The organism is Pseudomonas sp. M2(2023) (genome assembly GCF_030263955.1).
Classification (GTDB): domain Bacteria; phylum Pseudomonadota; class Gammaproteobacteria; order Pseudomonadales; family Pseudomonadaceae; genus Aquipseudomonas; species Aquipseudomonas asiatica.
This window is the reverse complement of record NZ_CP127114.1, coordinates 3,125,778-3,150,945: the sequence shown is the minus strand read 5'-3', so window position 1 is coordinate 3,150,945 and position 25,168 is coordinate 3,125,778. Positions and strand designations below refer to the sequence as shown.

Sequence of the window (25,168 nt, the reverse complement as noted above, 5' to 3'; positions counted from 1 at the left end):
GCACCGGCTGGGCCGGTGTTCGCGGGCGCGCCCGCTTCCACAGGTATGGCGCATTCCTTCAGCTGGTGGGGTCCCTGTGGGAGCGGGTTCACCCGCGAAGCAGGCGATGCGGTGGATGGCACCGGCTGGGCCGGTGTTCGCGGGCGCGCCCGCTCCCACAGGTATGGCGCATTCCTTCAGCTGGTGGGGCCCCTGTGGGAGCGGGTTCACCCGCGAAGCAGGCGATGCGGTGGATGGCACCGGCTGGGCCGGTGTTCGCGGGCGCGCCCGCTCCCACAGGTATGGCGCATTCCTTCAGCTGGTGGGGTCCCTGTGGGAGCGGGTTCACCCGCGAAGCAGGCGATGCGGTGGATGGCACCGGCTGCGCCGGTGTTCGCGGGCGCGCCCGCTCCCACAGGTATGGCGCATTCCTTCAGCTGGTGGGGTCCCTGTGGGAGCGGGTTCACCCGCGAAGCAGGCGATGCGGTGGATGGCACCGGCTGCGCCGGTGTTCGCGGGCGCGCCCGCTCCCACAGGTATGGAGCATTTCTTCAGCTGGTGGGGTCCCTGTGGGAGCGGGTTCACCCGCGAAGCAGGCGACGCGGTGGATGGCACCGGCTGCGCCGGTGTTCGCGGGTGAACCCGCTCCCACAGGAATCGCGTGGCTGCCGTTCAGAGCTTCACCGGCGAAGGCAATGGGGCAAATACAATTCAGACATGGCCGCTGCTGTTGACGATCCGCAGGCACAGCGCCTCATACGGGTCCAGGTTCACCATCAGCCGCCCATCCTCGGTCAAATCCCCTTCGACCGTTTCATTGATCATGTCCACCACCGGCCCCGGCGTGAACCCGGTCAGTTGCAGCTCCTCGGCAATCACTTCCTGGCCGAAGTTCAGCGCACTGATCTGGATGCCACGCCCGGCCGGCAGCTCATGCACCATCACCAGCAAGCCGGGGCTGCTGACTTCGGGCACCAGCACCTGGCGGCTGGTGGCAATGCCATAGGCCTGGCGCACCGCCAGCAGCTTCTTCACCTTGCAGGCAAACGAATCGCCGTTCTCCAGCTGGCTGTCCAGGCTGCCATACAGCGCCCGGGCTCGGGGCATGCCACGCACAGACGTCTGGGCCTGTGGCTCCAGCCCGGCCAGGTCGTAGCCGCCGCGGTGAATCCAGCGGGTATCGCCATCCAGCATCCGCTGCGCGACCGCTTCGGCGGGCAAGGGCAGGGCGCCCACCAGGTCCCAGCCGGACAGCGCCACCACCCCCGGCTGCATGGCGTTGTACATGACCAGCAGCAGGTGCACCTTCTGGATCAGCTCGATTTCTGCCACCCCGATCTGCCCGAGGTCGCGGATGCCCAGTGCGGCAGCGATCAGACTGGCCGTGGTGCAGGCTATGCCATTGGTGACGAAGCGCAGGTTGTACGGCGCATGCTCGCCCGACAGCCGTTCGTAGATCTCTTCGCGGATGTGCTCGCGCAGGATGCCGCCGGGCAAGGTCTGGCCTTTGTACAGGTACATGTCATGGGCATGCAGGGTCCAGAAATGCACCAGCTCCACGGTCAGCTCGTCATGGTTCTGCAGGGCATGGATCAGCGAGGCCGGGTCGATGCCGAAGGCATGCATCTCCTTGAGCATCAGGCGCAGGAACTCGGTGTCGCCGGTCAGCAGCGCATGCTGGTAGGCCGGCCGGGTAATGAAATCGTAGGACAGGTCGGCACCACCCCTGGACATCTGCGCGATGTCGTCGAGGGTCAGGTTCAGCTCCTGGAAGCTGAAACCGCCGGCCTTGCGGATCATGCCGCCGATCAGTTGGTTGCCGACGATCGACAGCGGGTGGCTTTCCGACCAGGCAGTGCCGCTGGCGCGGGTCTCCACACCGAGAAAACCGTTGGCATCCAGGCGCAGGCCACGTGCACCCAGGCAGTCCAGGGCGTGCAGGGCATCGCCAATGATCATCTGCTGGGCGGCGAAGGTCGGGTCCAGCCAGTTCAGCGATGGCTGGCCTTCCTTGAAGTAGTGCAGGTACACCCAGCGCCGGGTCTTGCCATCTACACCGGTCACCGGCGGCGTGGCGCTCCAGTCGGTTTCCTTCACACCTGGTTCGAAGAAGATAACCCGTTGCAGCTGGCCGACGATGTAATGGCGGGCCTTGAGCTCGTCGCACTGGGCCGGCAGCAGATTGACCGCGTCGCGCCCGGCAGGCACTTCGGGCAGCAGCGGCCAGTCTTCCTCGCGGATTTCGACCATGTGGTACAGCCCCGGATAGGGACCGTAGGCCAGCTCGGCCAGGCGAAAGTCGGCGCCCTTGCCCGTGTGCGAGGGGATCAGGTCGTCGATGGTCACGGCGTTGTGCGCGGCGGCCATGCGGCTCATCTGGATCAGCTCCTGCTCGCTGCCGTACTGCGGATCGATGTCGAAACTGATGCGGTCGAAGTTGCCGTCCACGCTGGGGGTGAGTTCACGGCCACGAATGCCGCCGGACAACTTGATCGGGCCGGTGTGCAGGCCCTGAATGCCGATCTCCGACAAACGCTTCCACAGCGCCTCGTGGCCCAAGGCGCCAAGCACCGAACAACCTTCGGGGGCGATGATGGCATCGGGGTAGACGGTCAGCCAGACCGAAGCGATTTCAGTGGCGCGGCGGGGCTGCGCTTCGGCGTAGGGCTGTTGCCACAGGCGCGACTGGCCCGAGTACAGGTGGGTGCGTTGCTGGGAGGCCTTGAGCATGGCGCGGTCTTCGAGCCATTTGACGTATGACGGGTCGGGTTGGGTCATTTCGCGTCCTCTTTGCGTGTCGGCAGCGGCTCAGGTTATGACGGCTGTGGCGGCTGATCGTTCGGCTTGAGATTGCTTTTGGCTGTTTCGCGGGCGCGCCCGCTCCCACCGGATCTCTACACACTTCGAGAACTGTGCAATACCTGTGGGAGCGGGCATGCCCGCGAAGAAACTCCCACTGATCAAGGTTTGCGAATACGCAACTACCGTATGGGCTTGCTGATTTGTTTGCCAGCCTGAGAGGCAACCTCCAGTGCTTGGCCGTCCCGTTGCTTGCCTTGCCGAGCCAGGCCTTCGAGCTGCGGAATCAGCATGCCCTCCGGCAAATGACGCCAGAACCGCCCGGGCATGTGCAAGCGCAAGGCGTCGGGGTTGAGGCGGGCGGGGTTGAAGGTATGACGATAGTAGGTGCGCCATAATTCGGCACCAGGGTCTTCGGCGTTGCGGGCCCATTGGCGCCAGGGTTCGGGGCACTGTTGCTGGTAGTCGAATGCCTGGCCATCGAAGCGTATGCCGTCGTGGGCCGTGGCAATCATCCAGCGCAAACGCCCCAGGCGGTCGGCGAAATGCCCACTGGCGCTTTCCAGAATGTCATGCGCCGGCTCGTGATAGGCCACCAGGTCGAGTTGCAGCTGTTCAGCCAATACTTCGGGTAGTGGCACGAAGCGTACAAACGCATGCAGGTGGTGTGCTTCGCGATTGACCTGCTTGATCCGTCTATGCAGCTCACTGCCCAATCGGTCACCCGGCAGCATTGCAGTGCGGTCGCCATGGGCCACCCGCCAAAGTACCTCGTAAAGCAGGTTCCAGCGGTGCTCGCCACGGTAGCGGGCCGCCTGTTCCAGCTGGCCGAGCAGCGCCGCAGGCACTTTGGCGCGAAAGGGACCGGAGCCTTCCGGCAGCGCTGTCGGTACGGCCAGCAAATCAGCCACCGGCCCTTGCGCCCAGGTGACCTCCGACGGGTCGATGCCATGCCCCAACAACACCCGGGCCTGGTCACGCCAGATGGCGAACAGGCCGTCGCAATCGAGCGCGATCATCCCCACAAGCCCATCTGCACCGGGGCCTGCGGCTCACGCAAGCGCGCCCTCAGCAGGCCGCTGCGCAGTTCGGCCTGGGGCGGGCGGTAGTCGCTGGTGACAATGAATGGCCGCGCCTTGTCCAGCACGCAGCGCAACTGGATCAGGTCATCGTAGCGAATGCGCCGTTCGCGTCGCAGGGCTACCAGGCGCTGCACGCTGCGCAGGCCGATGCCGGGGATGCGCGCCAGTAGCGCCGGCTCGGCACGGTTCACATCCAGCGGGAACACGTCGCGGTTGGCCAGCGCCCAGGCCAGCTTGGGGTCGATGTCCAGCGCCAGATTGCCGCTCTGGCCCAGCAGCTCGCCGGCCTTGTAGCCATAGCCACGCAACAGGAAGTCAGCCTGGTACAGACGGTGCTCGCGCAGCAGCGGTGGTGCGGCCAGGGGGACGCTGCCGGGGCTGTCAGGGATGGGGCTGAAGGCGGAGTAGTACACACGCTTGAGGCCGTAGCCTTGGTACAGCGATTCGGCATTGCGCAGCAGTGTGCTGTCGTCGGTGCTGTCGGCCCCGACGATCACCTGGGTGCTTTGCCCGGCCGGGGTAAAGCGCGGCGCCTTGGGTTCGTGGGCCACAGCTTGCTGGCCCTGGTGGATCACGCCCATGGCCTGTCGAATCGTGTGCGCCTGTTTTTCCGGTGCCAGGCGTTTCAGGCTGGCGTCGGTCGGCAGCTCGATGTTGACGCTGAGCCGGTCTGCCAGGCGCCCGGCCTCCTCGATCAGCAACGGGTCGGCATCGGGGATGGTCTTGAGGTGGATGTAGCCACGGAAGTCGTGCTCTTCGCGCAACAGCCGCGCCACACGGACCAGCTGCTCCATGGTGTAGTCCGCCGAACGGATGATGCCGGAGCTGAGGAACAGGCCGCTTATGCAGTTGCGCCGGTAGAAGTCCAGGGTCAGCCGGACCACTTCCTCGGGGCTGAAGCGTGCGCGTGGCACGTTGCTGGATCGGCGGTTGACGCAGTACTGGCAGTCGTAGAGGCAAAAGTTGGTCAGCAGCACCTTGAGCAGCGATACGCAGCGCCCATCAGGGGTGTAGCTGTGACAGATGCCCATGCCATTGGTAGCACCCAGCCCATCAGCCCCGCGCGAGTTGCGTTTGGGCGCGCCGCTGCTGGCGCAGGATGCGTCGTACTTGGCAGCATCGGCAAGGATGCCGAGTTTGGCGATGAGTTGCATGGGGCTGACCTGTGATACTGAATATTCATACAGTATTTTGAGACGTGACGGATTGCAAGTGATTGTGCACCAGCCACGCCCGACCAAATCCGTCATCTAAGCTTGTGGCTGACTTAGGGATAGCAACGAGGCAAGGGGGCGGTTATGAGAATCACCATCAAGCCGGTACTGGCGCTGACCGGGCTGGCCTTGGCATTCGGCATGCTCGATGCCCAGGCCGCGGAAACCAGAAGAGTCGATGTCATGCTGGTGGGCGGCGGCATCATGAGTTCAACCCTGGCCGTCTGGCTCAATGAGCTGGAGCCGGGTTGGTCGATGGAAATGGTCGAGCGCCTGGACAAGGTCGCCGAAGAAAGCTCCAACGGCTGGAACAACGCTGGTACCGGCCACTCGGCCCTGGCCGAACTGAACTACACCCCGGAGAAGGACGGCAAGGTCGATATCAGCAAGGCGGTGGAGATCAACGAGTCGTTCCAGGTCACCCGTCAGTTCCTCGCCTGGCAGGTCAAACAGGGCGTGCTGAAGAACCCGCATTCATTCATCAACACTACTCCGCACATGAGCTTCGTCTGGGGCGACGACAACATTCGCTTCCTGAAGAAGCGCTACGAGGCGCTGCAGGCCAGCCCGTTGTTCAAGCCCATGCAGTACTCCGAGGACCACGAGCAGATTCGCAAGTGGGTACCGTTGATGATGGAGGGCCGCGACCCCAACCAGAAACTGGCCGTGACCTGGACGCCGATCGGCACCGACGTCAACTTTGGCGAGATCACCCGGCAATACGTGGGCTATCTGCAGACCCGGCCGAACTTCGACCTCAAGCTGTCGACCGAAGTGCAGGCGATCACCCGCAACGACGACGGCTCCTGGCATGTCGAATACAAAAACCTCAAGGACGGCAGCAACGCGGCCACCGACGCCAGGTTCCTGTTCATCGGCGCAGGTGGTGCAGCGCTGCCACTGCTGCAGAAGTCGGGTATCGAGGAGGCCAAGGACTATGCCGGTTTCCCGGTCGGTGGTTCGTTCCTGGTCACCGACAACCCGGCCATCGCCCAGCGTCACATGGCCAAGGCCTACGGTATCGCCGCCACGGGCGCACCACCGATGTCGGTGCCGCACCTGGACACCCGTGTGCTCGATGGCAAGCGCATGATCCTGTTCGGGCCGTTCGCCACCTTCTCGACCAAGTTCCTCAAGCAGGGCTCGCTGCTTGACCTGTTCGCCAGCGCCAGTGTGCACAATGCCTGGCCGATGGTAAGAGTCGGGGTGCGCGAGTTCGACCTGGTGCAGTACCTGATCGGCCAGGTGCTGCAATCTGACGATGACCGTTTCGAAGCGTTGCGCACCTACTTCCCCGAGGCGAAGAAAGAGGACTGGCGGCTGTGGCAGGCGGGCCAGCGGGTGCAGATCATCAAGAAGGACGAAGCATTGGGTGGTGTGCTCAAGCTCGGCACTGAAGTGGTGACGTCCAAGGATGGCAGCATTGCAGGATTGCTGGGTGCCTCGCCTGGCGCCTCGACCGCGCCGCCGATCATGCTCGATGTGCTGAGCAAGGTGTTCAAGGACAAGATGGCATCGCCGCAGTGGCAGGCGAAGATCAGGCAGATCATCCCGTCCTACGGCATCCGCCTTAACGACCACCCGGACCAGGTGCAGAAGGAGTGGGCATACACCAACGAGGTGTTGCAACTGAATCCTCCCGAGGGCGCCGTTACGCCGTAGCAAAGTACCATGCGGCGACCACCTCGATGCCTGCTTCCCACAGGCGCCGTGCAATGTGGTCGCCGATGAAGCCGGCCACGCCGGTAATCAGTATGGGCATGCTGGCTGCACCTGGCCGCGGCCGATGCCGTAGTAAGTCAGGCCGGCGGCGGCCATGTGCTCGGGTTCGAACAGGTTGCGCCCGTCGAACACCACCCGGTCGGCCAGTTGTTGCGGCACCTTGTCCAGGTTGAGCACGCGGTATTCCTGCCATTCGGTGACGATCACCAGGGCATCGGCGCCGCGCAGCGCGTCGTCCTTGCACGGTACCAGTTGCAGGTCGGCGCGGGCGCCATAGTGCCGCTGGATTTCCTCCATGGCCTGCGGGTCATGGGCCTGCACCCGCGCGCCGGCGGCCCACAGCGCTTCCAGCAGGACTCGGCTGGAGGCCTCGCGGATGTCGTTGGTATTGGGCTTGAACGACAACCCCCACACGGCGAAGACCTTGCCTCGCAGGCCGCGTGGGTAGTGGCGTTGGATCTTGCCGAACAGCCGGTTCTTTTGCTGCTCGTTGACCGATTCCACCGCACGCAGCAACTGTGGTTCGAAGCCCTCGGCCTCGGCGCTGCGGCGCAGGGCTTGCAGGTCCTTGGGGAAGCATGAGCCGCCAAAGCCGCAGCCGGCATAGATGAAGTCGTAGCCGATGCGCGGGTCCGAGCCGATGCCGCGGCGCACCAGTTCGATGTCGGCGCCCAGATGCTCGGCCAGGTTGGCGATTTCGTTGATGAACGAGATCTTGGTCGCCAGCATGCAGTTGGCCGCGTACTTGGTCAGTTCGGCGCTGCGCGCGTCCATCACCATCAGTTTTTCGCGGTTGCGGCTGAACGGCAGGTACAGCTCGCGCAGCAGCTCTACTTCGGCGGGCTCCGCGCCACCGATGATGATGCGCTCCGGGCGCATGCAGTCATCGACCGCCGAGCCTTCCTTGAGGAACTCGGGGTTGCTGACGACGCGCAAGCGGCTGGTATCGGCCACGGCCTGGGCGATGCGCGCCTTGATGCGGTGCACCGTACCAACCGGCGCGGTGGATTTGTTGACGATCAGCTTGGGGCCATCGGCATGTTCGAGGATGCTGTCGACCACGGCGAAGACGTGCTTCAGGTCGGCGCTGCCATCGGCCTGAGGCGGGGTGCCGACGGCAATGAACTGCACCTTTGCGTAGTTGGCCGCTTCGCTGGCGTCGGTGGTGAAGCGAAGGCGACCGCAGGCCAGGTTCTTCTCCAGCATCGGCGCAAGGCCGGGCTCGAAGATCGGGCAATGGCCTGCATTGAGGCTGGCGACCCGCTCGGCGTCGACATCCATGCACAACACCGAATGGCCCACCTGGGCCAGGCACACTGCCTGGGTGAGGCCGACATAGCCGGTACCGAAAACCGTGACCTTCATCTGACAGCTCCTTGGCGAGAAAGCTGAAAAAAAATGTCACATCGTTGTTTAGAAATTGTTACTCGCGCAGGCAGCTGCCTCTTGGGCGACATTCCACAGCTGTTGGCGAAACCAGCGGCGCAAGGGGTCGGCGTGGGTGCGTTCGTGCCAGATCTGCATCACCTCGATCGCTGGCAATGTCAGCGGCAGCGGGTACATGAGCAGGTCGTCGTCACGTTCGACGGCTTCGGTGGCCAGCGAGCGCAGGCAGGTGAGCAGCAGATCGGTGCCGCGCAGCAGGCGCATGGGGGCCAGGAAACTCGACAGGCCAGCCACGACCCGCCGTTGCATGCCCTGGCTGCGCAGGGCGCGGTCGACCAGGCCATCGAGGTCGCCGGTGAGGGTGGTAAGCAGGTGGTCGCTGGCGAGGAAGGAATCGAGGTCCAGGCCGTTTTCCAGGCCTGGATGGCTGCGCGAGGCCAGCACTACCAAGTGTTCACTGAGCAGGCGCTGTTGGTGGAAGGTTTCCGGCAGGTCGGTGTAGAACCCGGCAACGGCCAGGTCACAGGTGCCTTTCTCCAGTTCTTCGCGAGGCAGCAGACCGCGGGTGTTGCAGGTGACCAGCGTCAGGTTCGGTGCCTGGCTACGCAGGATCGGCAGCAGCCTGGGCAACAGGGTCTGCTCCACATAATCGGTGCTGTACAGGTGCAGTCGGGCAGGGCGGGCGAGGAAGTCCTGCCCTTCGCAGCGCTCATAAAAACCTTCCAGGCCCACTACCAGGCGTTCTACCTCAGGCGCCAGTTCGTGGGCGCGTGGCGTCGGGGTCAGGCCCCTGGGCGCGCGCACGAACAGCGGGTCGCCAAACTGATGGCGCAGCTTGTTGAGCTTGTGGCTGAGCGCGGGCTGGCTCAGCGCCATGCGCTGGGCGGCGAGGGTGGCGTTGCGTTCCTGGTACAGCACATGAAACAGGTACAGCAGGTTGAAGTCCTTGCTGGAGATATTCATTTTCTGGATCACAGGCATGAGAGCTTTCGAATTATCGAATCATAGCCTCGCCGTTAGCATGAACGCATCCCCGCCAACATGAGCGGACAGCTCTATTTGCCTGATCAGGAGATTGTTGCATGACCAAGATGTCCCGGCTTGCCCTGGCTGTTGCCAGCACCCTGCTTGCCACCGGCGCCCACGCTGCGCCCAAGGGAGAGGTGCTGGTGCTGTTGTCCAGCGAGCACCAGCTGCCCCTGCAGGACGGCAAGCGCTACGCCACCGGCTACTACCTGAACGAATTCGGCGTGCCTGCCGACCAGTTGCTCAAGGCTGGCTACAAGCTGGTGCTGGTTACCCCCAAGGGTAATGCCCCGAGTGTCGACCAGCGTTCGATCGACCCGAGCTACTTTGCCGGCGATGCGGTGGAGATGCGCCGGATCGAGAAGGTCGTGCAAGGCCTGCCGGGCATTGACGATACCCTGTCGGTGAAAGAAGTACTGGCAGGTGACCTAGGGCGCTATGCCGGGCTGTTCATCCCCGGCGGCCATGCGCCGTTGATCGACCTGGCCAACAACCCGGACGTGGGCGCCTTGCTGCGGCATTTCCATCAAGCCGGCAAGCCTACAGCCGCGATCTGCCACGGCCCCATCGCCTTGCTCTCGGCCCAGCAGGACCCGGCCAGCTACCAGTCGGCGCTGGCGCGTGGTGAAAAGCCGGCAGCCACCGACTGGTTGTACAAGGGTTACAAGATGACCATTTTCTCCGACCCGGAGGAGCAGGTATTCGAAGGTTCGCTCAAGGACCAGCGGCTGCTGTTCTACCCGGCCAACGCCATGGCAATGGCAGGGGGCGACATGGGCTACGCCAAGGCCTGGCAACCCAATGTGGTGGTGGACCGCGAACTCATCACCGGGCAGAACCCGTTCTCGGACAAGGCGCTGGCCAAGGTATTGCTGGAAAAGCTGGCTGAGCAGGCAAAGCCCTCTGGCCAGGGCATCTAGACTTACACGTGGCCTGCAAAAGCAGAGGGCGCGCCTTGATGGCGCCCCCTCTGCTTTGCTGCTTAGGCTTCAGCGTCCCAAGGACGATCGCCTTTTTCATCCTTGACGCGGGTCGGCAGGCCCATGACGTCCAGTGCCTTGAGGAACGGCTCGGCTGGCAGCTCCTCGACGTTGACCATGCGCTTGGCATCCCACTCGCCACGGGCGACCAGCAGGGCGGCAGCCACTGGCGGTACACCGGCGGTGTAGGAAATACCCTGGCTGTCGGTCTCGGCGTAGGCTTCTTCGTGGTCGGCCACGTTGTAGATGAACACTTCGCGCGGCTGGCCATCCTTGGTGCCCTTGACCAGGTCACCGATGCAGGTCTTGCCGGTGTAGCCCGGGGCCAGAGAGGCTGGGTCCGGCAGCACGGCCTTGACCACTTTCAGCGGTACCACTTCCAGGCCTTCGGCGGTTTTCACCGGTTGCTCGGAGAGCAGGCCCAGGTTCTTCAGCACGGTGAACACGTTGATGTAGTGCTCGCCGAAGCTCATCCAGAAACGCACGTTCGGCACGTTGAGGTTCTTCGAAATCGAGTGAACCTCATCGTGGCCGGTCAGGTACAGGTTCTGCGAACCCACCACCGGCAGGTCGTCCGTACGCTTGACCTCGAACATGGTGTTGCTGGTCCACTGGCTGTTCTGCCAGCTCCACACTTGCCCGGTGAACTCACGGAAGTTGATTTCCGGGTCGAAGTTGGTGGCGAAGTATTTGCCATGCGAACCGGCATTGACGTCGAGGATGTCGATCGAGTCAATGCTGTCGAAATACTGTTGCTGCGCCAGCTTGGCGTAGCTGTTCACCACACCCGGGTCGAAGCCGACGCCGAGAATGGCGGTAATGTTCTTTGCCTGGCACTCTTCGAGGTGTTTCCACTCGTAGTTGCCGTACCACGGCGGGGTCTCGCAGATCTTGCCCGGCTCTTCGTGGATGGCGGTGTCCAGGTAGGCGACACCGGTATCGATGCAGGCACGCAGCACCGACATGTTGAGGAAGGCGGAACCAACGTTGATCACGATCTGCGATTCGGTCTCGCGGATCAGCGCCTTGGTAGCCTCGACATCGAGGGCATTGAGCGAGAAGGCCTGGATGTCGGCGGGTACCTTGAGGCTACCCTTGGCCTTGACGCTGTCGATGATGGCCTGGCATTTGGAGATGTTCCGTGACGCGATAGCGATACGACCCAGTTCGTCGTTATGCTGCGCGCACTTGTGGGCCACCACCTTGGCGACACCTCCTGCACCAATGATAAGAACGTTCTTCTTCAATTTATCCCTTGCTCCTTACTGAAAGCCGGTCTTACGACAGGCTGGAAACGTAGTCTTCGAAACCGAACTCGCGCACCACTTCGACGCTGCCGTCGAGTTGCTTGACCACGATGGATGGCATTTTCAGACCGTTGAACCAGTTTTTCTTGACCATGGTGTAACCCGCCGCGTCGACGAACGACAGGCGATCACCGATGGCCAGCGGACGATCGAATTGGTATTCGCCGAAGATGTCACCGGCCAGGCACGACTTGCCGCAGACCATGTAGGTGTGCGCGCCGTCGTTGGGGGCCATCTTGGCGTTGAGGCGGTAGATCAGCAGGTCGAGCATGTGCGCTTCGATCGAGCTGTCGACCACGGCCAGGTGCTTGCCGTTGTACAGGGTGTCGAGCACGGTCACTTCCAGCGAGGCGCTGTTGGTGATGGCCGCTTCGCCCGGCTCCAGGTACACCTGCACGCCGTACTTTTCCGAGAAGGCTTTCAGGCGCGCGCAGAAGGCGTCCAGCGCGTAGTCTTCACCGGTGAAATGGATGCCGCCACCGAGGCTGACCCACTCGACCTTGTGCAGCAGGTGGCCGAAGCGCTCTTCGATGTGCGTGAGCATCTTGTCGAACAGGCCGAAGTCGCCGTTCTCGCAGTTGTTGTGGAACATGAAGCCGGAGATCTGCTCGATCACCTGTTCGACCTTGGCCGGGTCCCATTCGCCCAGGCGGCTGAACGGGCGGGCAGGGTCTGCCAGCAGGTAGTCGGAGCTGCTGACCTGCGGGTTGACGCGCAGGCCACGGACCTTGCCTTCGGACTGTTCGGCGAAGCGCTGCAGCTGGCCGATCGAGTTGAAGATGATCTTGTCGCAGTTCTCGAGCATTTCCTCGACCTCGTCGTCGGCCCAGGCCACGCTGTAGGCGTGGGTTTCGCCGGCGAACTTCTGGCGGCCGAGCTTGAGCTCGTACAGCGACGAAGAGGTGGTGCCGTCCATGTACTGTTGCATCAGGTCGAAGACTGACCAGGTGGCAAAGCACTTGAGGGCGAGCAGTGCCTTGGCGCCGGAGTGTTCGCGCACGTAGGCGATCTTCTCCATGTTGCCCAGCAGTTTGGTTTTATCGATGAGGTAGTACGGCGTCTTGATCATTTAAAGGCCCCCGGCCAGGCCGGCCAAAAAAAGGACACGCATTGTGCCTTCACTTGCCGCAGACCGAAAGGGTGGGTTACGCATTTCGTCGTGGTCGACGCCGTTGCGACGGGAATTTTCCGGTTGCGGCGGGCTTAGTAGAACAGCGGCATGTGACTATCGTAATCAGCAACCGGGTGCCGCAAGGAGAATCCGATGAGTGTTTATTGGATGGCACCGGCTCCGCCGGTGTTCGCGGGTGAACCCGCTCCCACAGGGAATGCGCTTGCTTCAGACCTTGCGCAGTCCAATCTGTGGGAGCGGGTTTACCCGCGAAGAGGCCGGTACAGGTAACCTCAATCAACCTGCTGCAACCACGCCTGGATCTGCTTCAGCGTGGCGGTAGCCCCGCCACAAACCACTACCAGCACATTCTGGTACTGCGCCAGGGCGCCCGGTGCATAGGCCAACGCCAAGGCTGCTCCACAAGCTGGCTCCACCAGCACGCGATGGTCCAGCAGGAATCGCTCGCACGCTTCCAGCGCAGCGCGGTCAGTGACCAGATGGCTGTGCACCGGATGCTCCTTCACGCACACCAGCGCCTGGTCAGCCACACGCTTGGCCCCCAGCGACGTCGCCACCGAGGCAATACGTTCCAGCTCCACCGAATGCCCCGCCCGCATGGCCGCATGCAGCGATGCCGCGCCCTCGGTTTCCACCGCCAGCACCGGCACATCGCCCCAGCCGTTGCGCTGTAGCCCCTCGACCACGCCACTGAGCAAACCGCCACCGCCCACCGACAACACCACGGCGTCCGGCCTCACGCCGGCCTCGGCGACTTCATCCACCAGGCTGGCATGCCCGGCCCACAGCAGCGGGTCATCGAATGGGTGGATGAAGGCGTCATCCGGGCCGACCAAGCTCTGCGCCAGGGCGTTGGCCTCCTGCCAGGAGCTGCCATGCACCACCACCTCGGCGCCCTCCAGGCGCAGCAGGTCCTTGGCCCGCTCGGTGGTGGTCTCGGGTACCACCACGGTCACTGGCACGCCCAGCTTGCGCCCGGCATAAGCTACAGCCAGGCCGGCGTTGCCGCCCGAGGAAGACACGAAATGCCGAGCGCCACGGGCATGGTGCACCTCGCAGGCATGGCCCACGCCGCGCAGCTTGAACGAGCCGCAGGGCTGCAGGGCATCGAGCTTGAGCCAGACGTTGCTGTCCGCGGCCAGCGACAGCGGGCGGGACTCGATCAGGGGGGTATGGATATGCAAGGTCATTGGCTGGCTCCGCGCAGTTGCTCGAGATAGTTGTAAACGGTGTAGCGGGTCACACCCAGGGCGCTGGCGGCCTTTTCCACGCCGCCCTTGACGATGAACAGGCCACGCTCCTGCATCACGCGCACTGCCTCGACCTTGGCCTGCTTGTTCATCCGCCCTTGGCCGCTGCGCTGCAGGGATGCCTGGATTATCTCGCTCATCAGCAGTTCCATGTCGGCGGGTTCACTGACGGCAGTTGCGGCCCCTGTTGGTTGGAACTGTCGGAGAAAATTCATGGCTGCATCCAGGCCGGTGACGTCGGTGTTGACGCAGAGGCTGGCGAAGGGGTGGCCGCTGCTGTCACGGAAGATGGCCGTGGCGCTGCGCAGTGTGCGGCCCTTCAGCGTGGTGGGGTAGTCGGGCAGCACCACCGGCTCGCAGCCGTGCTGATCGGCCGAGGCCTGCATCAGTGCCTTGAAACCCTGGTCCTGTTCCGGGGCGGCGAGGATCGGGCTACCGACGCTGCGCCCGGAAAGATGGCCGTTGACGATCGCCACCACGGAGTGTTCCGGGTGGTCGAGGTCGTGCAGGAGGATTTCCATGTTGCGCGCGGCAACGCTGCCCAGGGCCTGGATGGCGGCCTTGAGGACGGTGAGGGTGAGCTGGCGTTCTTCGCTTGGGGTGATAGGCATGGCAGATCGCAAAATCAACGTTTTGTGTATTTTTACACATAAAGTTGAATTAGGCGATTTGCTTTTCCAGGCCCATTCGCGGGTAAACCCGCTCCCACAGGGACCCCACGGTATTCAATACCTGTGGGGTCCCTGTGGGAGCGGGTTTACCCGCGAATGGGCCGCAAAGCGGCCCCTTTAACCCTCAGCCCAGGGGCGGGGTACGCGGCGGGATCATTCGACGCGACCCGGTCGCCTCGAAGGCTGCACCAAAGCTGAGCAGCGCATTGTCGCTGTAAGCCCGGCCAGCAAAGGTCAGCCCCACCGGCATGCCGATATCGGCCATCACGCCCATCGGCACGGTCACGGTAGGCACGCCCAGGTGACGGATTGCCAGGTTGCCGTTGGCCACCCAGATACCGTTGCTCCAGGCGATGTCCGCCGACGCCGGGTTGACGTCGGCATCGGCCGGGCCCACGTCGGCCACGGTGGGGAACAGCACCGCGTCCAGGCCCAGCTGGTCCATCCAGTCTTCCAGGTCCATCTTGCGGGTCTGCTCCAGGCCGCGCAGGCCGTCGGGCAGGGTCTCGATCTGGTCCCAGGTCTTCAGGCCACGCTTGGCCATGTTGACGTACTCGTCCATGCCAGCGGCCAGGTCGTCCTCACGGTTGGGCAGGGTGCCCGGGTCGTGGGGGAAGATCTGCGGCCCGTCGACATCGGCCAGGCGGTTGAGCCTGGGGTCATCGTTGGCGCGCAGGAAGTCGTCGAAGGCCCAGCCCGACAGCTCCCACAGCTCGTCATGCAGGAATTCCTTGCTGACGATGCCGCGGTTGTACACGGTCGGTGCGCCAGGGCGGTCGCCTTCGCAGTTGGATACCAGCGGGAAGTCCACTTCCAGTACTTCGGCACCAGCCGCCTCCAGTGCCTGGCGGGCCTGCTGCCACAGGTCGATCACCGTGGCGCGGGTGTGGATGCGCTGGCCAGTCGGGCCGCCGATGCCTGGCTTCTCGGAAGTACCTGCTTCGGCATCGGCATTGATGTACATGCGTGGCACGCCAAAGCGCTTGCCCTTGAGCGCGCTGGCATCCACGGCCAGGTCCAGATACGAAGCCGGGCGCACCGTCGAAGCCGCCGGGATTGGCACCCAGGGTTGCAGGCGCCACAGGTCGCCGCGCTTGTCGGCGTCGTCGGCTACGACTACGTCGAGGATTTCCAGCAGGTCGGCCATGGTACGGGCATAGGGAACCACCACGTCCATGGTCGGTGTGAGCGGCCAGTTGCCACGCACCGAAATCACCCCACGCGACGGGGTATAGGCGCACAGGCCATTGTTGGAGGCCGGGCCACGGCCGCTGGACCAGGTTTCTTCGGCCAGGCCGAAGGCACTGAAACTGGCGGCAGTGGCGGTGCCGGCACCGTTGGACGAGCCCGAGGCGAACGGTGCAGTCAGGTAGTTGGCGTTGTACGGGCTTTCGGCGCGGCCATACACGCCGCGCTGCATGCCGCCGTTGGCCATGGGCGGCATGTTGGTCTTGCCCAGGCACACGGCGCCGGCGGCGCGCAGGCGTTCGATGGTGAAGGCGTCGCGCTGGGCCACCAGGTCCTTGAAGGCAGGGCTGCCGGAGGCAGCGGTCAGGCCTTTGACCAGGTAGCTGTCCTTGGCGGTGTAGGGGATGCCGTCCAGCGGGCTCAGGACCTGGCCTTTGGCGCGACGGGCGTCGGAGGCTGCGGCCTCATTCAGCGCCTCGGGGTTGCGTACCACAACGGCGTTCAGGGCGGTGGCGGTGTCGGCGCCATCGTAGGCGTCGATGCGCGCCAGGTAGGCCTGGACCAGCTCGACCGCCGTCGTGCGGCCCGACTCGAGCGCATCGCGCAGCTCGGCAATGGAAACCTCGGTTACCTCGATCATGCGTTCACCAAAAAATGTGCAGGTGGGGGCTAATGCGAGGAGTGTACAAGAAGGGCTTGGCGGGCGCAGGTTTGCGCGGGGGCAAACGGTTTTTTGCAGGCGAGCATTGTCGGGTCTTCCCAAGTCGTCCCACCATCCCTTCGAGTATCACCATGCAGGCGGCTTCAGCCGCAAAAGGGCCCTTGCAGGCCACCGATCAATGCGGCCCGCGCGGAATGGTCTTCAGCAGGTCTTCCGGGCTGATGTGCCCAACCACCTGGGCCACCGCGCTGCCCGGGGTCGGCAGGTCGATGATGTGGCTTTTCATCTTGCCGATCACGTGCATTTCGCACGGCTTGCAGTCGAACTTCAGGGTCAGCACTTCATCACCCTGGATCAGCTGCATCGGCGCCACCTTGGTGCGCACGCCGGTCACGCCCTTGGCCTGCTTGGGGCACAGGTTGAAAGAGAAGCGCAGGCAGTGCTTGGTGATCATCACCGGCACTTCGCCGTGCTCTTCATGGGCCTCGTAGGCCGCGTCGATCAGCTGCACGCCGTGGCGGTGGTAGAAGTCGCGGGCCTTCTGGTTGTACACGTTGGCCAGGAACGACAGGTGCGACTCCGGGTAAACCGGCGGTGGCGTGGTCTCGGCCTTGCGCCCGCCACGCGGGTGCGCCTGCACCCGTGCTGCCGTCAGCGCCTCGATGGCTTCGCGGCGCAGGGCCTTGAGCTGCGAGTTGGGGATGAAGTAAGCCTGCGGGGCGTCCAGCTCGATGCTGTCGGCGTGGTACATGGTGGTGCCCAGCTGGCCGAGCAGGTCGTGCAGTTGGTCCAGCGCCTGCTGCGGCTTGTTGGCCGGGCCGAACGGGCCTTCCAGTGCCACTTGCGTGCCCACGCCTTCCTCGCTGGTGACGGTCAGCACCAGGCGTTGCTCGCGCAGTACCGCGTGCCATTGCACGCCGACGCGGCGCTCGGCCGAAGTGCGTTGCAGGGCCTGCTGCCAGTTGTGGTCGAGGTTGCGCGACAGCGGGTGGTTGGGCCGCAGCTTGTGCAGGCCTTCAGGCATTTCGTTGGGCTCGACGCGGTAGCGGTAGCGCTTCTCGCCGTCTTCCTCGAATTCGCCACGCGGTTCGGCGATGTTGGCACGGAAGCCCACCACCTCACGCTTCAGCAGCACATTGAGACCGTCGCCGTTGGTCAGCGGCACCTCGGTGACCACCTGCATGTCACGCTTGCCGACCTTTTCCACCACGCCCACCGGCAGGCCGGTGAAGGTTGGCGAGTCGAAGGCGCCGATGTCGACCTTGCGGTCGGTGACGAAGTAGTCGGTGCTGCCGCGGTGGAAGGTCTTGTCCGGGTCGGGCACGAAGAAGTGCTGGGTGCGGCCGCTGGAGGCACGGGCCAGCTCCGGGCGGCCTTCGAGGATGGCGTCGAGTTCCTTGCGGTAGTGGGCGGTGATGTTCTTCACATAGGCCACGTCCTTGTAGCGGCCTTCGATCTTGAACGAGCGCACGCCGGCGTCGACCAGGTCAGCCAGGTTGGCGGTCTGGTTGTTGTCCTTCATCGACAGCAGGTGCTTCTCGAACGCGACCACGCGGCCCTGGTCATCCTTCAGGGTGTAGGGCAGGCGGCAGGCTTGCGAGCAGTCGCCACGGTTGGCGCTGCGGCCGGTCTGCGCATGGGAGATGTTGCACTGGCCGGAGAAGGCCACGCACAGCGCACCGTGGATGAAGAATTCGATGGCGGCGTCGGTTTCGGCGGCGATGGCGCGGATCTGCTGCAGGTTCAGCTCACGCGCCAGCACCAGCTGGGAGAAGCCGGCCTGGTCGAGGAACCTGGCCCGTTCCAGGGTGCGGATGTCGGTCTGGGTGCTGGCGTGCAGCTCGATCGGCGGGATGTCCAGCTCCATCACCCCCAGGTCCTGCACGATCAGTGCGTCGACACCAGCGTCGTACAGCTGGTGGATCAGCTTGCGCGCGGGCTCCAGCTCGTTGTCGTGGAGGATGGTGTTGATGGTGGTGAACACGCGTGCATGGTAGCGATGGGCGAACTCGACCAGTTCGGCGATATCGCTGACTTCGTTGCAGGCGTTATGGCGCGCGCCGAAGCTCGGGCCACCGATGTAGATGGCGTCTGCGCCGTGCAGGATCGCTTCGCGGGCGATGGCCACGTCACGGGCAGGGCTGAGCAGTTCCAGGTGATTCTTTGGAAGGGACATGTCGTTATAGGTTCGGGCTGTCACGGTTTAGGCGGGCATTGTAGCGGCGAAACGGGCTGGCGGCATCATCGGGGTGCCGAGAGGTGCAGGATGCAGGAATATTGTGGGGCTCGGGCAACTGTGGGAGCGGCCTTGCGTCGCGAAAGGGGTGCGTAGCGCCCCCAGAGGCTTGGATCCACTGCAAGATCACTGGGGCCGCTTTGCGGCCCTTTCGCGACACAAGGCCGCTCCCACAGGCCGTTCCTGACTGGATGAATCAGCGCTTGGCAGCCATTGCGGTCACTTCCACGCGCATGCCTTCGAACGCCAGTGCAGCCACACCCACGGCGGCGCGTACCGGCCAGGGCTTGCTGAAGAAGCGCTGGTACACCTCGTTGAATGCCGCGCGGTCGGCCATGTCGGTGAGGTAGATGGTCAGGTGCAGCACGCGGTCCATGCCGCTGCCGGCCTTCTCCAGCGCCACCTTCAGCGCCTGCAGGGTGCACTCGCTCTGCTCGACGATGCCGCCCAGTTCCAGGCTGCCATCGGCGTGGGTCGGGATCTGCGTGGTGACCAGCACGCCGTTGTATTCGGCAACGTCGGAAGAAATCGACTCGGCGTCCGGGTCCGGGGTGTAGATGATGTCTGCTTGTGCCATGGTGTGTTTTGCCTTGCTACGGAAGGAAAGCGGCAAGCCTACGCGAGCGCGCCGGCCCGGTCGAGGGCGCCCCGGTGTTTGAAATGCGTGGCGTTCGCCGTCAGAATCGCGGCCGATTGCAAAGCAGGGGTTTACGTTGAACGAACAGACATTGTCCAGGCGCCTGGAGCGCGTGGCTGCACAAGTACCGCAAGGCGCGCGCCTGGCTGACATCGGCTCGGACCATGGCTACCTGCCGGTGGCCTTGATGCTGCGCGGCATACTGGACGCGGCGGTAGCGGGCGAGGTGGCGCAGACGCCGTTCGCCTCGGCCCAGCGCAACGTGCGCAGGAACGGCCTGGAAGGGCGGGTCTGCGTGCGCCTGGCCGATGGCCTGGCAGCGGTCGAGCCGGAAGATCGCATTTCGGTGATCAGCATCTGCGGCATGGGTGGCGACACCATGTGCGAGATCCTCGAGGCCGGCAAGCAGCGCCTGGCTGGCGTCACGCGCCTGGTGCTGCAGCCCAATGGCGCCGAGCGCGAACTGCGCCAGTGGCTGATGGGCAATGGTTACCGGATCGTCAGCGAAGAACTGCTGCGGGAGAACCGCTTCGACTACGAGATCATCGTCGCCGAGCCGGGCGGGGCGGGGTACACCGCTGAACAGCTGTACTTCGGCCCGGTGCTGGTGCAGGAGAAAAGCGAGGCGTTTCTGGTCAAGTGGCGGCGCATGCTGCGGCAGAAGCAGCAGACCCTGGCCAACTTCGAGCGGGCCCGCGGTGCGGTGCCTCAGGCGAAAATCGACGACTTCAAGCAACAGGTCGGCTGGATCACCGAGGTACTGGCCTGACTCACTGCTGCGAGCAGTTGCCCATTTCCCGGTAGTCGATTTCGCGCTTCTGGCCCTGGTGGTCGACATAAACCATGTGCGCGGTACCAACCTGGCAGTCGGCGGCGTTGCTGGGCGGGGTGATGGAGATGACCTTGGCCACGTCCAGCGGCATGCCGTATTCGTAGTTGCTGCTGCTGACCGGCTGGTTGCTGCCGGTGTCGGCAAGGGCACCGAACGAGGCGAGAGTAGCGGCAACGGCAAGGACAGCGATCGAACGTTTCATGGCAGGCTCCTTTTTCAATGTATGACTAATGATCCATTCATTGGCCATCCACAATAAATGGGCTAACCCGTGATAGATTCCTGCCTGTAACGCAAGAATAAGACCGAACAAGGAGCACCTTCATGGACATGCTGCATGCCATGCGTACCTTCGCCCGTGTGGTGGAATGCGGCAGCTTCGCTGCGGCCGCCAATGCCCTGGATATTTCCGCGGCGCAGGTTTCGCGTATCGTTGCCGAGCTGGAAAACCAGCTGCAGACCCGCCTGCTGCACCGCACCACGCGGCGTTTGCGCATGAGCGAGGCGGGCGAGCGGTTTCTTGAGCGCGCGCGGCAGATCATGTTGCTGACCGAAGAGGCGGTGGGTGAAGCCCGTGGCGCGCACCTCACGCCCCGCGGTCGCCTGCGCTTGCATTGCCCGCACGGGATGGGCCTGTTGCTGATGCCGCTGGTGGCCGGCTACAACGCATTGTGCCCGGAGGTGGTGATCGAACTGACCCTGTCCCAGCGCAACCCCGACCCGCTGGCCGAAGGGCATGACGTGGTGATTACCGTGGACGGTGCGTTACCGGATTCGCAGCTGATCGCTGTGCCGCTGGGCAACATTTTCAGCATCCCCTGCGCGGCGCCGAGCTACCTGTTGGCCCACGGCGTGCCAGAGCGCCCGGAAGACCTGCACCAGCACCGTTGCCTGCGCATGGCGTATCCGATGTACGAAGGTGACTGGGTGTTCCCGCAAGGGGTGGACCAGTGCGTGATCGCACCGAACGACAGTTTTTCCACCAACGTCGCCGACGCCATGCTGGTGGCCAGCGAGCTGGGCATGGGCATTGGCCTGCTGCCGTTCTACACCGCCAGCCAGGCGATCGAGCAGGGGCGGTTGTGCCGCTTGCTGGCGCCGTATCGCCTGCGCGAGAGCGCGCTGTATGCGATCTACCCGTCACGGCATTATCTGGATGCCAAGGTGCGCACCTGGATCGACTACCTCAAGGAGCAGTTGCCGGCGCTGTTCGAGGGGCATGCCAGGGTGGTGGATGATTCGCGGTATTGGCGTTGAAGCACTGATCTGCTTTTTTGGGGCAACTTCTTGGACTGCCTGTACTGGCCCTATCGCCGGCAAGCCAGCTCCCACAGGGCACTCCACAGGTTGCGAAGGCGGTGCAGTGCCTGTGGGAGCAACTGTCTTTAGAAATTTATTTTCAAGCGTGCCATTCGGGCAGGGCTTCGCTCGATACCGCGTAGCGGTGTCGCTGGCGAAGCCCGCATTTGTAGAAAATCGATCCTCGTTCGTGATCAGGGTGCGGGTACCTGAGGCTTGAGCTCTTTCCACTCCGTTCCGTCACGCAGCATTGCGTTCAGGCGCACCAGCAACACGCGCATGCACGCCACTGCGGCAACTTTTGCGCGCTTGCCTCGGGCTATCAGGGCTTCATAGCGGGTTCTAACTTCTGGGACATGCTGGATCATTGACCAGATCGACATGTAGGCCGCCTTGCGGACTCTGTAACGCCCGCCTTCGATCTTCCTGGGGCCACTCTTCTTGCCGCTGTCTTTGTTGTACGGCGCTAACCCAGCCAAGGCTGCAATTTCGCGCCCCGTCACGCTTCCCAGCTCAGGTAGGTAGGCCATGAAGGTGCCACAACTGATGACGCCAATCCCTTTCACAGACCTTAGCCGCATGGCTGTCGTGCGATCCAGCACGTTCGAGGCACGCTCAATCGCCTTGTCCAAGGCCTTAATCTGATCATTCAGGTAAGCGACATGCTCGGTATAAACGGTAATGGCCGTAGCTGAAGTGGTTTGTTTCATCCGACGCTTGTCATCATCCCGATGCTGGACAAGATTGCCACGGAGTTTGATGAGCTCTCCCAGTTCATCCCGATCTTGATTAGGCTCTATCTGCGGCAAGTCCTCGAAGTCCCTGGCAAACCGCGCCAGCATCTGGGCGTCGATCTTGTCAGTCTTGGCAATTTTGCCCATGGCACTCGCATAGTCCCGACAGCGCCTGGGGTTGACCCTGACGACGTTCAAACCCTCCAGTCGCAAGGCTTTGAATACGGCCCGTTCATAGCCACCGGTGGCTTCCAGCAAGACCCGTTCGACCTCAAGCTCGTTCAGGCATGCGATCAGTTGCGCAAAGCCCTCAGAGTCATTCCTGACCTGGAACTGGGGAATACTTTCAGGAAGAAAGCCCACATCCAGAGTCGCTTTCGAAACGTCGAGACCAACGAAGTAGGAAATCATCGCCAAGCCCTCTTACACTCAAGAAGTGAGAGCACTCTGACTTAGCCCTAGCTTGTGACTGCGAGTTCGCCACTCATTCAACTGTTCGGGCTTAGGTCAGAGTGAGAGGTGGATGGCGACTAGGCTCCCACTCGTGCTTTAGAGCACACCTGGCTTTCAGTCTGCCATCCACTGCTCTCACCCTTTCGAGTTTAAGAGACCTTGAAGACACAAGCTGGCTTGCCGGCGATGGGCCGCACAGCGGCCCCAGTATCCCGTCTGATTACAGGGGGTAGTGCTTCAACTCCCGCGCAATCAGCATCCGCTGGATCTCGCTAGACCCTTCATAGATCTGCGTGATCCGCGCATCGCGGTAGTAGCGCTCGACCGGGTAATCCTCCAGGTAGCCATACCCGCCATGCACCTGGATCGCCATCGAACACACCCGCTCGGCCATCTCCGAGGCGAACAGCTTGGCCTGCGAAGCTTCCGACAGGCACGGCTTGCCGGCGCTGCGCAGGCGCGCGGCATGCAGGATCAGCAAGCGCGCGGCATTCACCTGCACCTGCATGTCGGCCAGCAGGTTGGCGATGCTCTGGTGTTCGTTGATCGGCTTGCCGAACTGCACCCGATCACGCGAGTAGGCCAACGCCGCCTCGAATGCGGCGCGGGCAATGCCCAGTGCCTGGGCAGCAATGCCGATACGGCCGCCCTCGAGGTTGGACAGGGCGATGGCCAGGCCCTTGCCACGCTCACCGAGGATATTGGCGGCAGGGATGCGGCAGTTGTCGAAGGTGACCGCGCAGGTGTCGGAAGCGCGGATGCCCATCTTGTGCTCGCTGCGATCGACCTTGAAGCCCGGGTTGTCGGTGGGCACCAGGAATGCCGACAGGCCCTTTTTGCCCAGCTCCGGGTCGGTCACCGCGAAGACGATGGCCAGGCCGGCGCGGCGAGCGTTGCTGACGAACTGCTTGGCACCGTTGATCACCCACTGGCCATCCACCAGTTCGGCGCGGGTGCGCAGGTTGTGCGCCTCGGAACCGGCCTGTGGCTCGGTCAGGCAGAAGCAGCCGATCACCTCGCCGGTGGCCAGGCGTGGCAGCCACTGCTGTTGCTGTTCGGCCGTGCCGTAGGCCAGCAGCGGGCCGCAGCCCACCGAGTTGTGGATGCTCATCATCGCTCCGGTGGCACCGCAGCCGGCGGCGATCTCTTCCACCGCCAGGGCGTAGGCGACGTAGTCGGTGTAGCTGCCGCCGAAGTCTTCCGGCACCACCATGCCCAGCAGGCCCAGTTCGCCCATCTTGCGCACCACGCCATCGTCGATCCAGCCGGCCTTTTCCCAGGCCTGGGCATGCGGGGCGATCTCGCCACGGGCAAAGTCCCGGGCCATGTCGCGGATCATGATCTGTTCTTCGCTCAGTTCCAGGTCTTGCATCTGTGTACTCCCGGGCTCACAGGCCTTCGAAGAATTGGTCGACCCGCTGGCGTTGCAGTGCGGCCAGGGTCGGCGGGTTCCAGCGTGGCTGCTTGTCCTTGTCGATGATCAGCGCGCGCACGCCTTCGATGATGTCGCCGTGCTGGAACCACTGGCGGTCCAGGTGCAGCTCCATGGCAAAGCAGTCGTCAAGGCTCAGGTGGCGACCCCGGCGCAGCATCTCCAGAGTAACCGCCATGGCCAGCGGCGAGCGGCTTTCCAGCTGGTCGGCGGTGGCTACCGCCCAGGCGTGGCTGTCGCCAATGCTCACCGCACGCAGTTGCTCGACGATGGCGGGCACGTCGGGCAGGGCGAAGAAGTGGTCGATGACCGGGCGCAGTTTTTCCAGCGGCGCATCGTCGAGCACCTGGGTGCCGAGCTTGGCCAGCAGGTTCTGCAGGTCCTTGAGTGGCTGGTCGCCGAAGCGCAGCTGGTCCAGCCCCTGGTCGAGGGCTGCCAGCTGGTCGCTGGCCAGGTACCAGTCGGCCAGGCCGCAGTACAGTGCATCGGCAGCCTGGATCTGGCTGCCACTGACCCCCAGGTAGATGCCCAGCTCGCCAGGGATGCGCGACAGGAAGTAGCTGCCACCCACATCCGGGAAGTAGCCGATTGCCACTTCGGGCATGCCCAGGCGGCTGCGTTCGGTGACCACGCGCAGGTCGCAGCCCTGGGCCAGGCCCATGCCGCCCCCGAGGGTGAAGCCGTCCATCAGCACCAGCACCGGCTTGCGGTAGCGGTGGATGGCCAGGTCAAGGGCGTATTCCTCGACGAAGAAGGTTTCATGCAGCGTATCGCCGGCCTTGAAACTGTCGTGCAGCGAGCGGATATCGCCACCGGCGCAGAACCCTTTCGGGCCTTCGCCACGCAGTACCACGGCGTGCACATGCGAATCTTCGGCCCACTGGTCGAGGTGCTGGCGCAGGCTGCGGACCATGTCCAGGGTCAGGGCATTGAGGCCGGCGGGGCGGTTCAGGGTCAGATGGCCGATCTGGTTGCGGACCTCGGCCAGCACATGGTCGGTTGCCGAGGTATGAGCGTGCGCAGTCATTGCGTTCTCCCTGCTTTGTTATTGATTTTCCAAGTGAAGTCTGGAGTTCGCTGGAGGATCGCAGGATCCTGTCATGCGAATTTGCCTTGCACAATCGACAATTGTGCAAGGGCATCGTGCA

Annotated in this window: 21 protein-coding genes; 4 read left to right on the top strand and 17 right to left on the bottom strand. The window is 63.7% G+C overall.

Features of this window, described 5'->3' with window-relative positions; all coding sequences use genetic code 11:
• Positions 1 to 690: 690 nt before the first annotated feature.
• From treS to QN085_RS14490, 3 genes are all read right to left on the bottom strand, one after another.
• Complete coding sequence (gene treS / locus QN085_RS14500) at positions 691 to 2,757, bottom strand: maltose alpha-D-glucosyltransferase (protein ID WP_041505896.1); 2,067 nt, start codon at positions 2,755 to 2,757, stop codon at positions 691 to 693.
• Between the two features lie 203 nt (positions 2,758 to 2,960).
• Entirely contained in the window at positions 2,961 to 3,803 is an 843-nt protein-coding gene (locus QN085_RS14495) for a TIGR03915 family putative DNA repair protein (protein ID WP_023660581.1), read from the bottom strand.
• On the bottom strand, positions 3,794 to 5,014 hold the full coding sequence (locus QN085_RS14490) for a putative DNA modification/repair radical SAM protein (protein WP_013972894.1): 1,221 nt from the start codon (positions 5,012 to 5,014) through the stop codon (positions 3,794 to 3,796). Before QN085_RS14490 ends, QN085_RS14495 begins: the two co-directional genes overlap by 10 nt.
• A gap of 144 nt (positions 5,015 to 5,158) precedes the next feature.
• On the opposite strand from QN085_RS14490, the gene mqo reads away from it, so the two are divergent.
• Positions 5,159 to 6,736 carry a malate dehydrogenase (quinone) gene (mqo, locus tag QN085_RS14485; RefSeq protein ID WP_023660582.1) on the top strand — a complete coding sequence of 526 codons (1,578 nt, stop codon included), beginning with the start codon at positions 5,159 to 5,161 and terminating at the stop codon, positions 6,734 to 6,736.
• Here the strand turns inward: mqo and QN085_RS14480 are convergent.
• The 3 genes from QN085_RS14480 to QN085_RS14470 are packed head-to-tail and all read right to left on the bottom strand — an operon-like array spanning position 6,726 to position 9,145.
• Positions 6,726 to 6,836, bottom strand: coding sequence for an NAD-dependent epimerase/dehydratase family protein (locus QN085_RS14480; protein WP_023660583.1), 111 nt, complete (start codon positions 6,834 to 6,836; stop codon positions 6,726 to 6,728). The two genes, mqo and QN085_RS14480, sit on opposite strands and share 11 nt — an antisense overlap.
• A complete protein-coding gene (locus tag QN085_RS14475; protein ID WP_015270620.1) occupies positions 6,824 to 8,161 on the bottom strand; it encodes a UDP-glucose dehydrogenase family protein in 1,338 nt (445 codons plus the stop codon). Before QN085_RS14475 ends, QN085_RS14480 begins: the two co-directional genes overlap by 13 nt.
• Before the next feature lie 48 nt (positions 8,162 to 8,209).
• Positions 8,210 to 9,145, bottom strand: coding sequence for a LysR family transcriptional regulator (locus tag QN085_RS14470; protein ID WP_031324224.1), 936 nt, complete (start codon positions 9,143 to 9,145; stop codon positions 8,210 to 8,212).
• A gap of 119 nt (positions 9,146 to 9,264) precedes the next feature.
• Between QN085_RS14470 and QN085_RS14465 the strand changes: the two genes are divergently transcribed.
• The gene (locus tag QN085_RS14465) at positions 9,265 to 10,128 is read left to right on the top strand and encodes a type 1 glutamine amidotransferase domain-containing protein (protein ID WP_013972890.1); all 864 of its coding nucleotides are present in this window, start codon (positions 9,265 to 9,267) and stop codon (positions 10,126 to 10,128) included.
• A 62-nt stretch (positions 10,129 to 10,190) separates the two neighbouring features.
• On the opposite strand, the gene QN085_RS14460 is transcribed toward QN085_RS14465, so the two are convergent.
• The 7 genes from QN085_RS14460 to QN085_RS14430 all read right to left on the bottom strand — a co-directional run bounded on the left by QN085_RS14460 (position 10,191) and on the right by QN085_RS14430 (position 19,210).
• Entirely contained in the window at positions 10,191 to 11,435 is a 1,245-nt protein-coding gene (locus QN085_RS14460; RefSeq protein ID WP_003248123.1) for a saccharopine dehydrogenase family protein, read from the bottom strand.
• A gap of 31 nt (positions 11,436 to 11,466) precedes the next feature.
• The gene (gene nspC / locus QN085_RS14455) at positions 11,467 to 12,564 is read right to left on the bottom strand and encodes a carboxynorspermidine decarboxylase (protein WP_013972889.1); all 1,098 of its coding nucleotides are present in this window, start codon (positions 12,562 to 12,564) and stop codon (positions 11,467 to 11,469) included.
• A gap of 335 nt (positions 12,565 to 12,899) precedes the next feature.
• On the bottom strand, positions 12,900 to 13,817 hold the full coding sequence (locus tag QN085_RS14450) for a pyridoxal-phosphate dependent enzyme (RefSeq protein ID WP_041505897.1): 918 nt from the start codon (positions 13,815 to 13,817) through the stop codon (positions 12,900 to 12,902).
• Positions 13,814 to 14,488, bottom strand: coding sequence for a helix-turn-helix transcriptional regulator (locus QN085_RS14445; protein ID WP_041505898.1), 675 nt, complete (start codon positions 14,486 to 14,488; stop codon positions 13,814 to 13,816). The genes QN085_RS14450 and QN085_RS14445 overlap by 4 nt, the downstream gene beginning before the upstream one ends.
• Positions 14,489 to 14,672: 184 nt before the next feature.
• Positions 14,673 to 16,376 (bottom strand): amidase, encoded by a 1,704-nt coding sequence (locus QN085_RS14440; protein ID WP_023662521.1) that lies wholly within the window; start codon positions 16,374 to 16,376, stop codon positions 14,673 to 14,675.
• 196 nt (positions 16,377 to 16,572) lie between these two features.
• Positions 16,573 to 18,573, bottom strand: a complete 2,001-nt coding sequence (locus QN085_RS14435) for a peptidase U32 family protein (RefSeq protein WP_023662522.1) — start codon at positions 18,571 to 18,573, stop codon at positions 16,573 to 16,575.
• A 256-nt stretch (positions 18,574 to 18,829) separates the two neighbouring features.
• On the bottom strand, positions 18,830 to 19,210 hold the full coding sequence (locus tag QN085_RS14430; protein WP_015270613.1) for a RidA family protein: 381 nt from the start codon (positions 19,208 to 19,210) through the stop codon (positions 18,830 to 18,832).
• Between the two features lie 136 nt (positions 19,211 to 19,346).
• On the opposite strand from QN085_RS14430, the gene QN085_RS14425 reads away from it, so the two are divergent.
• Positions 19,347 to 20,039, top strand: coding sequence for a tRNA (adenine(22)-N(1))-methyltransferase (locus QN085_RS14425; protein WP_013972883.1), 693 nt, complete (start codon positions 19,347 to 19,349; stop codon positions 20,037 to 20,039).
• A gap of 1 nt (position 20,040) precedes the next feature.
• On the opposite strand, the gene QN085_RS14420 is transcribed toward QN085_RS14425, so the two are convergent.
• On the bottom strand, positions 20,041 to 20,304 hold the full coding sequence (locus QN085_RS14420; RefSeq protein WP_024087237.1) for a DUF2790 domain-containing protein: 264 nt from the start codon (positions 20,302 to 20,304) through the stop codon (positions 20,041 to 20,043).
• Between the two features lie 122 nt (positions 20,305 to 20,426).
• On the opposite strand from QN085_RS14420, the gene QN085_RS14415 reads away from it, so the two are divergent.
• Positions 20,427 to 21,359, top strand: coding sequence for a LysR family transcriptional regulator (locus QN085_RS14415; protein WP_013972881.1), 933 nt, complete (start codon positions 20,427 to 20,429; stop codon positions 21,357 to 21,359).
• Positions 21,360 to 21,595: 236 nt separating this feature from the next.
• Here the strand turns inward: QN085_RS14415 and QN085_RS14410 are convergent, their stop codons facing one another.
• The 3 genes from QN085_RS14410 to QN085_RS14400 all read right to left on the bottom strand — a co-directional run bounded on the left by QN085_RS14410 (position 21,596) and on the right by QN085_RS14400 (position 25,047).
• Positions 21,596 to 22,546 (bottom strand): IS110 family transposase, encoded by a 951-nt coding sequence (locus QN085_RS14410; RefSeq protein ID WP_013970357.1) that lies wholly within the window; start codon positions 22,544 to 22,546, stop codon positions 21,596 to 21,598.
• Positions 22,547 to 22,808: 262 nt separating this feature from the next.
• Complete coding sequence (locus QN085_RS14405; protein ID WP_003258582.1) at positions 22,809 to 23,960, bottom strand: acyl-CoA dehydrogenase family protein; 1,152 nt, start codon at positions 23,958 to 23,960, stop codon at positions 22,809 to 22,811.
• Positions 23,961 to 23,976: 16 nt separating this feature from the next.
• Positions 23,977 to 25,047: an enoyl-CoA hydratase/isomerase family protein gene (locus QN085_RS14400; protein WP_031325662.1), complete on the bottom strand. Its 1,071-nt coding sequence runs from the start codon at positions 25,045 to 25,047 to the stop codon at positions 23,977 to 23,979.
• Positions 25,048 to 25,168 lie beyond the last annotated feature (121 nt).

Excerpts from the sequence above, each read along its gene's own strand:
- treS (WP_041505896.1), bottom strand. The coding sequence starts at position 2,757 with ATGACCCAACCCGACCCGTCATACGTCAAATGGCTCGAAGACCGCGCC.
- QN085_RS14490 (WP_013972894.1), bottom strand. The coding sequence starts at position 5,014 with ATGCAACTCATCGCCAAACTCGGCATCCTTGCCGATGCTGCCAAGTAC.
- mqo (WP_023660582.1), top strand. The coding sequence starts at position 5,159 with ATGAGAATCACCATCAAGCCGGTACTGGCGCTGACCGGGCTGGCCTTG.
- QN085_RS14480 (WP_023660583.1), bottom strand. The coding sequence starts at position 6,836 with ATGCCCATACTGATTACCGGCGTGGCCGGCTTCATCGGCGACCACATT.
- QN085_RS14475 (WP_015270620.1), bottom strand. The coding sequence starts at position 8,161 with ATGAAGGTCACGGTTTTCGGTACCGGCTATGTCGGCCTCACCCAGGCA.
- QN085_RS14470 (WP_031324224.1), bottom strand. The coding sequence starts at position 9,145 with ATGAATATCTCCAGCAAGGACTTCAACCTGCTGTACCTGTTTCATGTG.
- QN085_RS14465 (WP_013972890.1), top strand. The coding sequence starts at position 9,265 with ATGACCAAGATGTCCCGGCTTGCCCTGGCTGTTGCCAGCACCCTGCTT.
- nspC (WP_013972889.1), bottom strand. The coding sequence starts at position 12,564 with ATGATCAAGACGCCGTACTACCTCATCGATAAAACCAAACTGCTGGGC.
- QN085_RS14450 (WP_041505897.1), bottom strand. The coding sequence starts at position 13,817 with ATGACCTTGCATATCCATACCCCCCTGATCGAGTCCCGCCCGCTGTCG.
- QN085_RS14445 (WP_041505898.1), bottom strand. The coding sequence starts at position 14,488 with ATGCCTATCACCCCAAGCGAAGAACGCCAGCTCACCCTCACCGTCCTC.
- QN085_RS14440 (WP_023662521.1), bottom strand. The coding sequence starts at position 16,376 with ATGATCGAGGTAACCGAGGTTTCCATTGCCGAGCTGCGCGATGCGCTC.
- QN085_RS14435 (WP_023662522.1), bottom strand. The coding sequence starts at position 18,573 with ATGTCCCTTCCAAAGAATCACCTGGAACTGCTCAGCCCTGCCCGTGAC.
- QN085_RS14430 (WP_015270613.1), bottom strand. The coding sequence starts at position 19,210 with ATGGCACAAGCAGACATCATCTACACCCCGGACCCGGACGCCGAGTCG.
- QN085_RS14420 (WP_024087237.1), bottom strand. The coding sequence starts at position 20,304 with ATGAAACGTTCGATCGCTGTCCTTGCCGTTGCCGCTACTCTCGCCTCG.
- QN085_RS14415 (WP_013972881.1), top strand. The coding sequence starts at position 20,427 with ATGGACATGCTGCATGCCATGCGTACCTTCGCCCGTGTGGTGGAATGC.
- QN085_RS14410 (WP_013970357.1), bottom strand. The coding sequence starts at position 22,546 with ATGATTTCCTACTTCGTTGGTCTCGACGTTTCGAAAGCGACTCTGGAT.
- QN085_RS14405 (WP_003258582.1), bottom strand. The coding sequence starts at position 23,960 with ATGCAAGACCTGGAACTGAGCGAAGAACAGATCATGATCCGCGACATG.
- QN085_RS14400 (WP_031325662.1), bottom strand. The coding sequence starts at position 25,047 with ATGACTGCGCACGCTCATACCTCGGCAACCGACCATGTGCTGGCCGAG.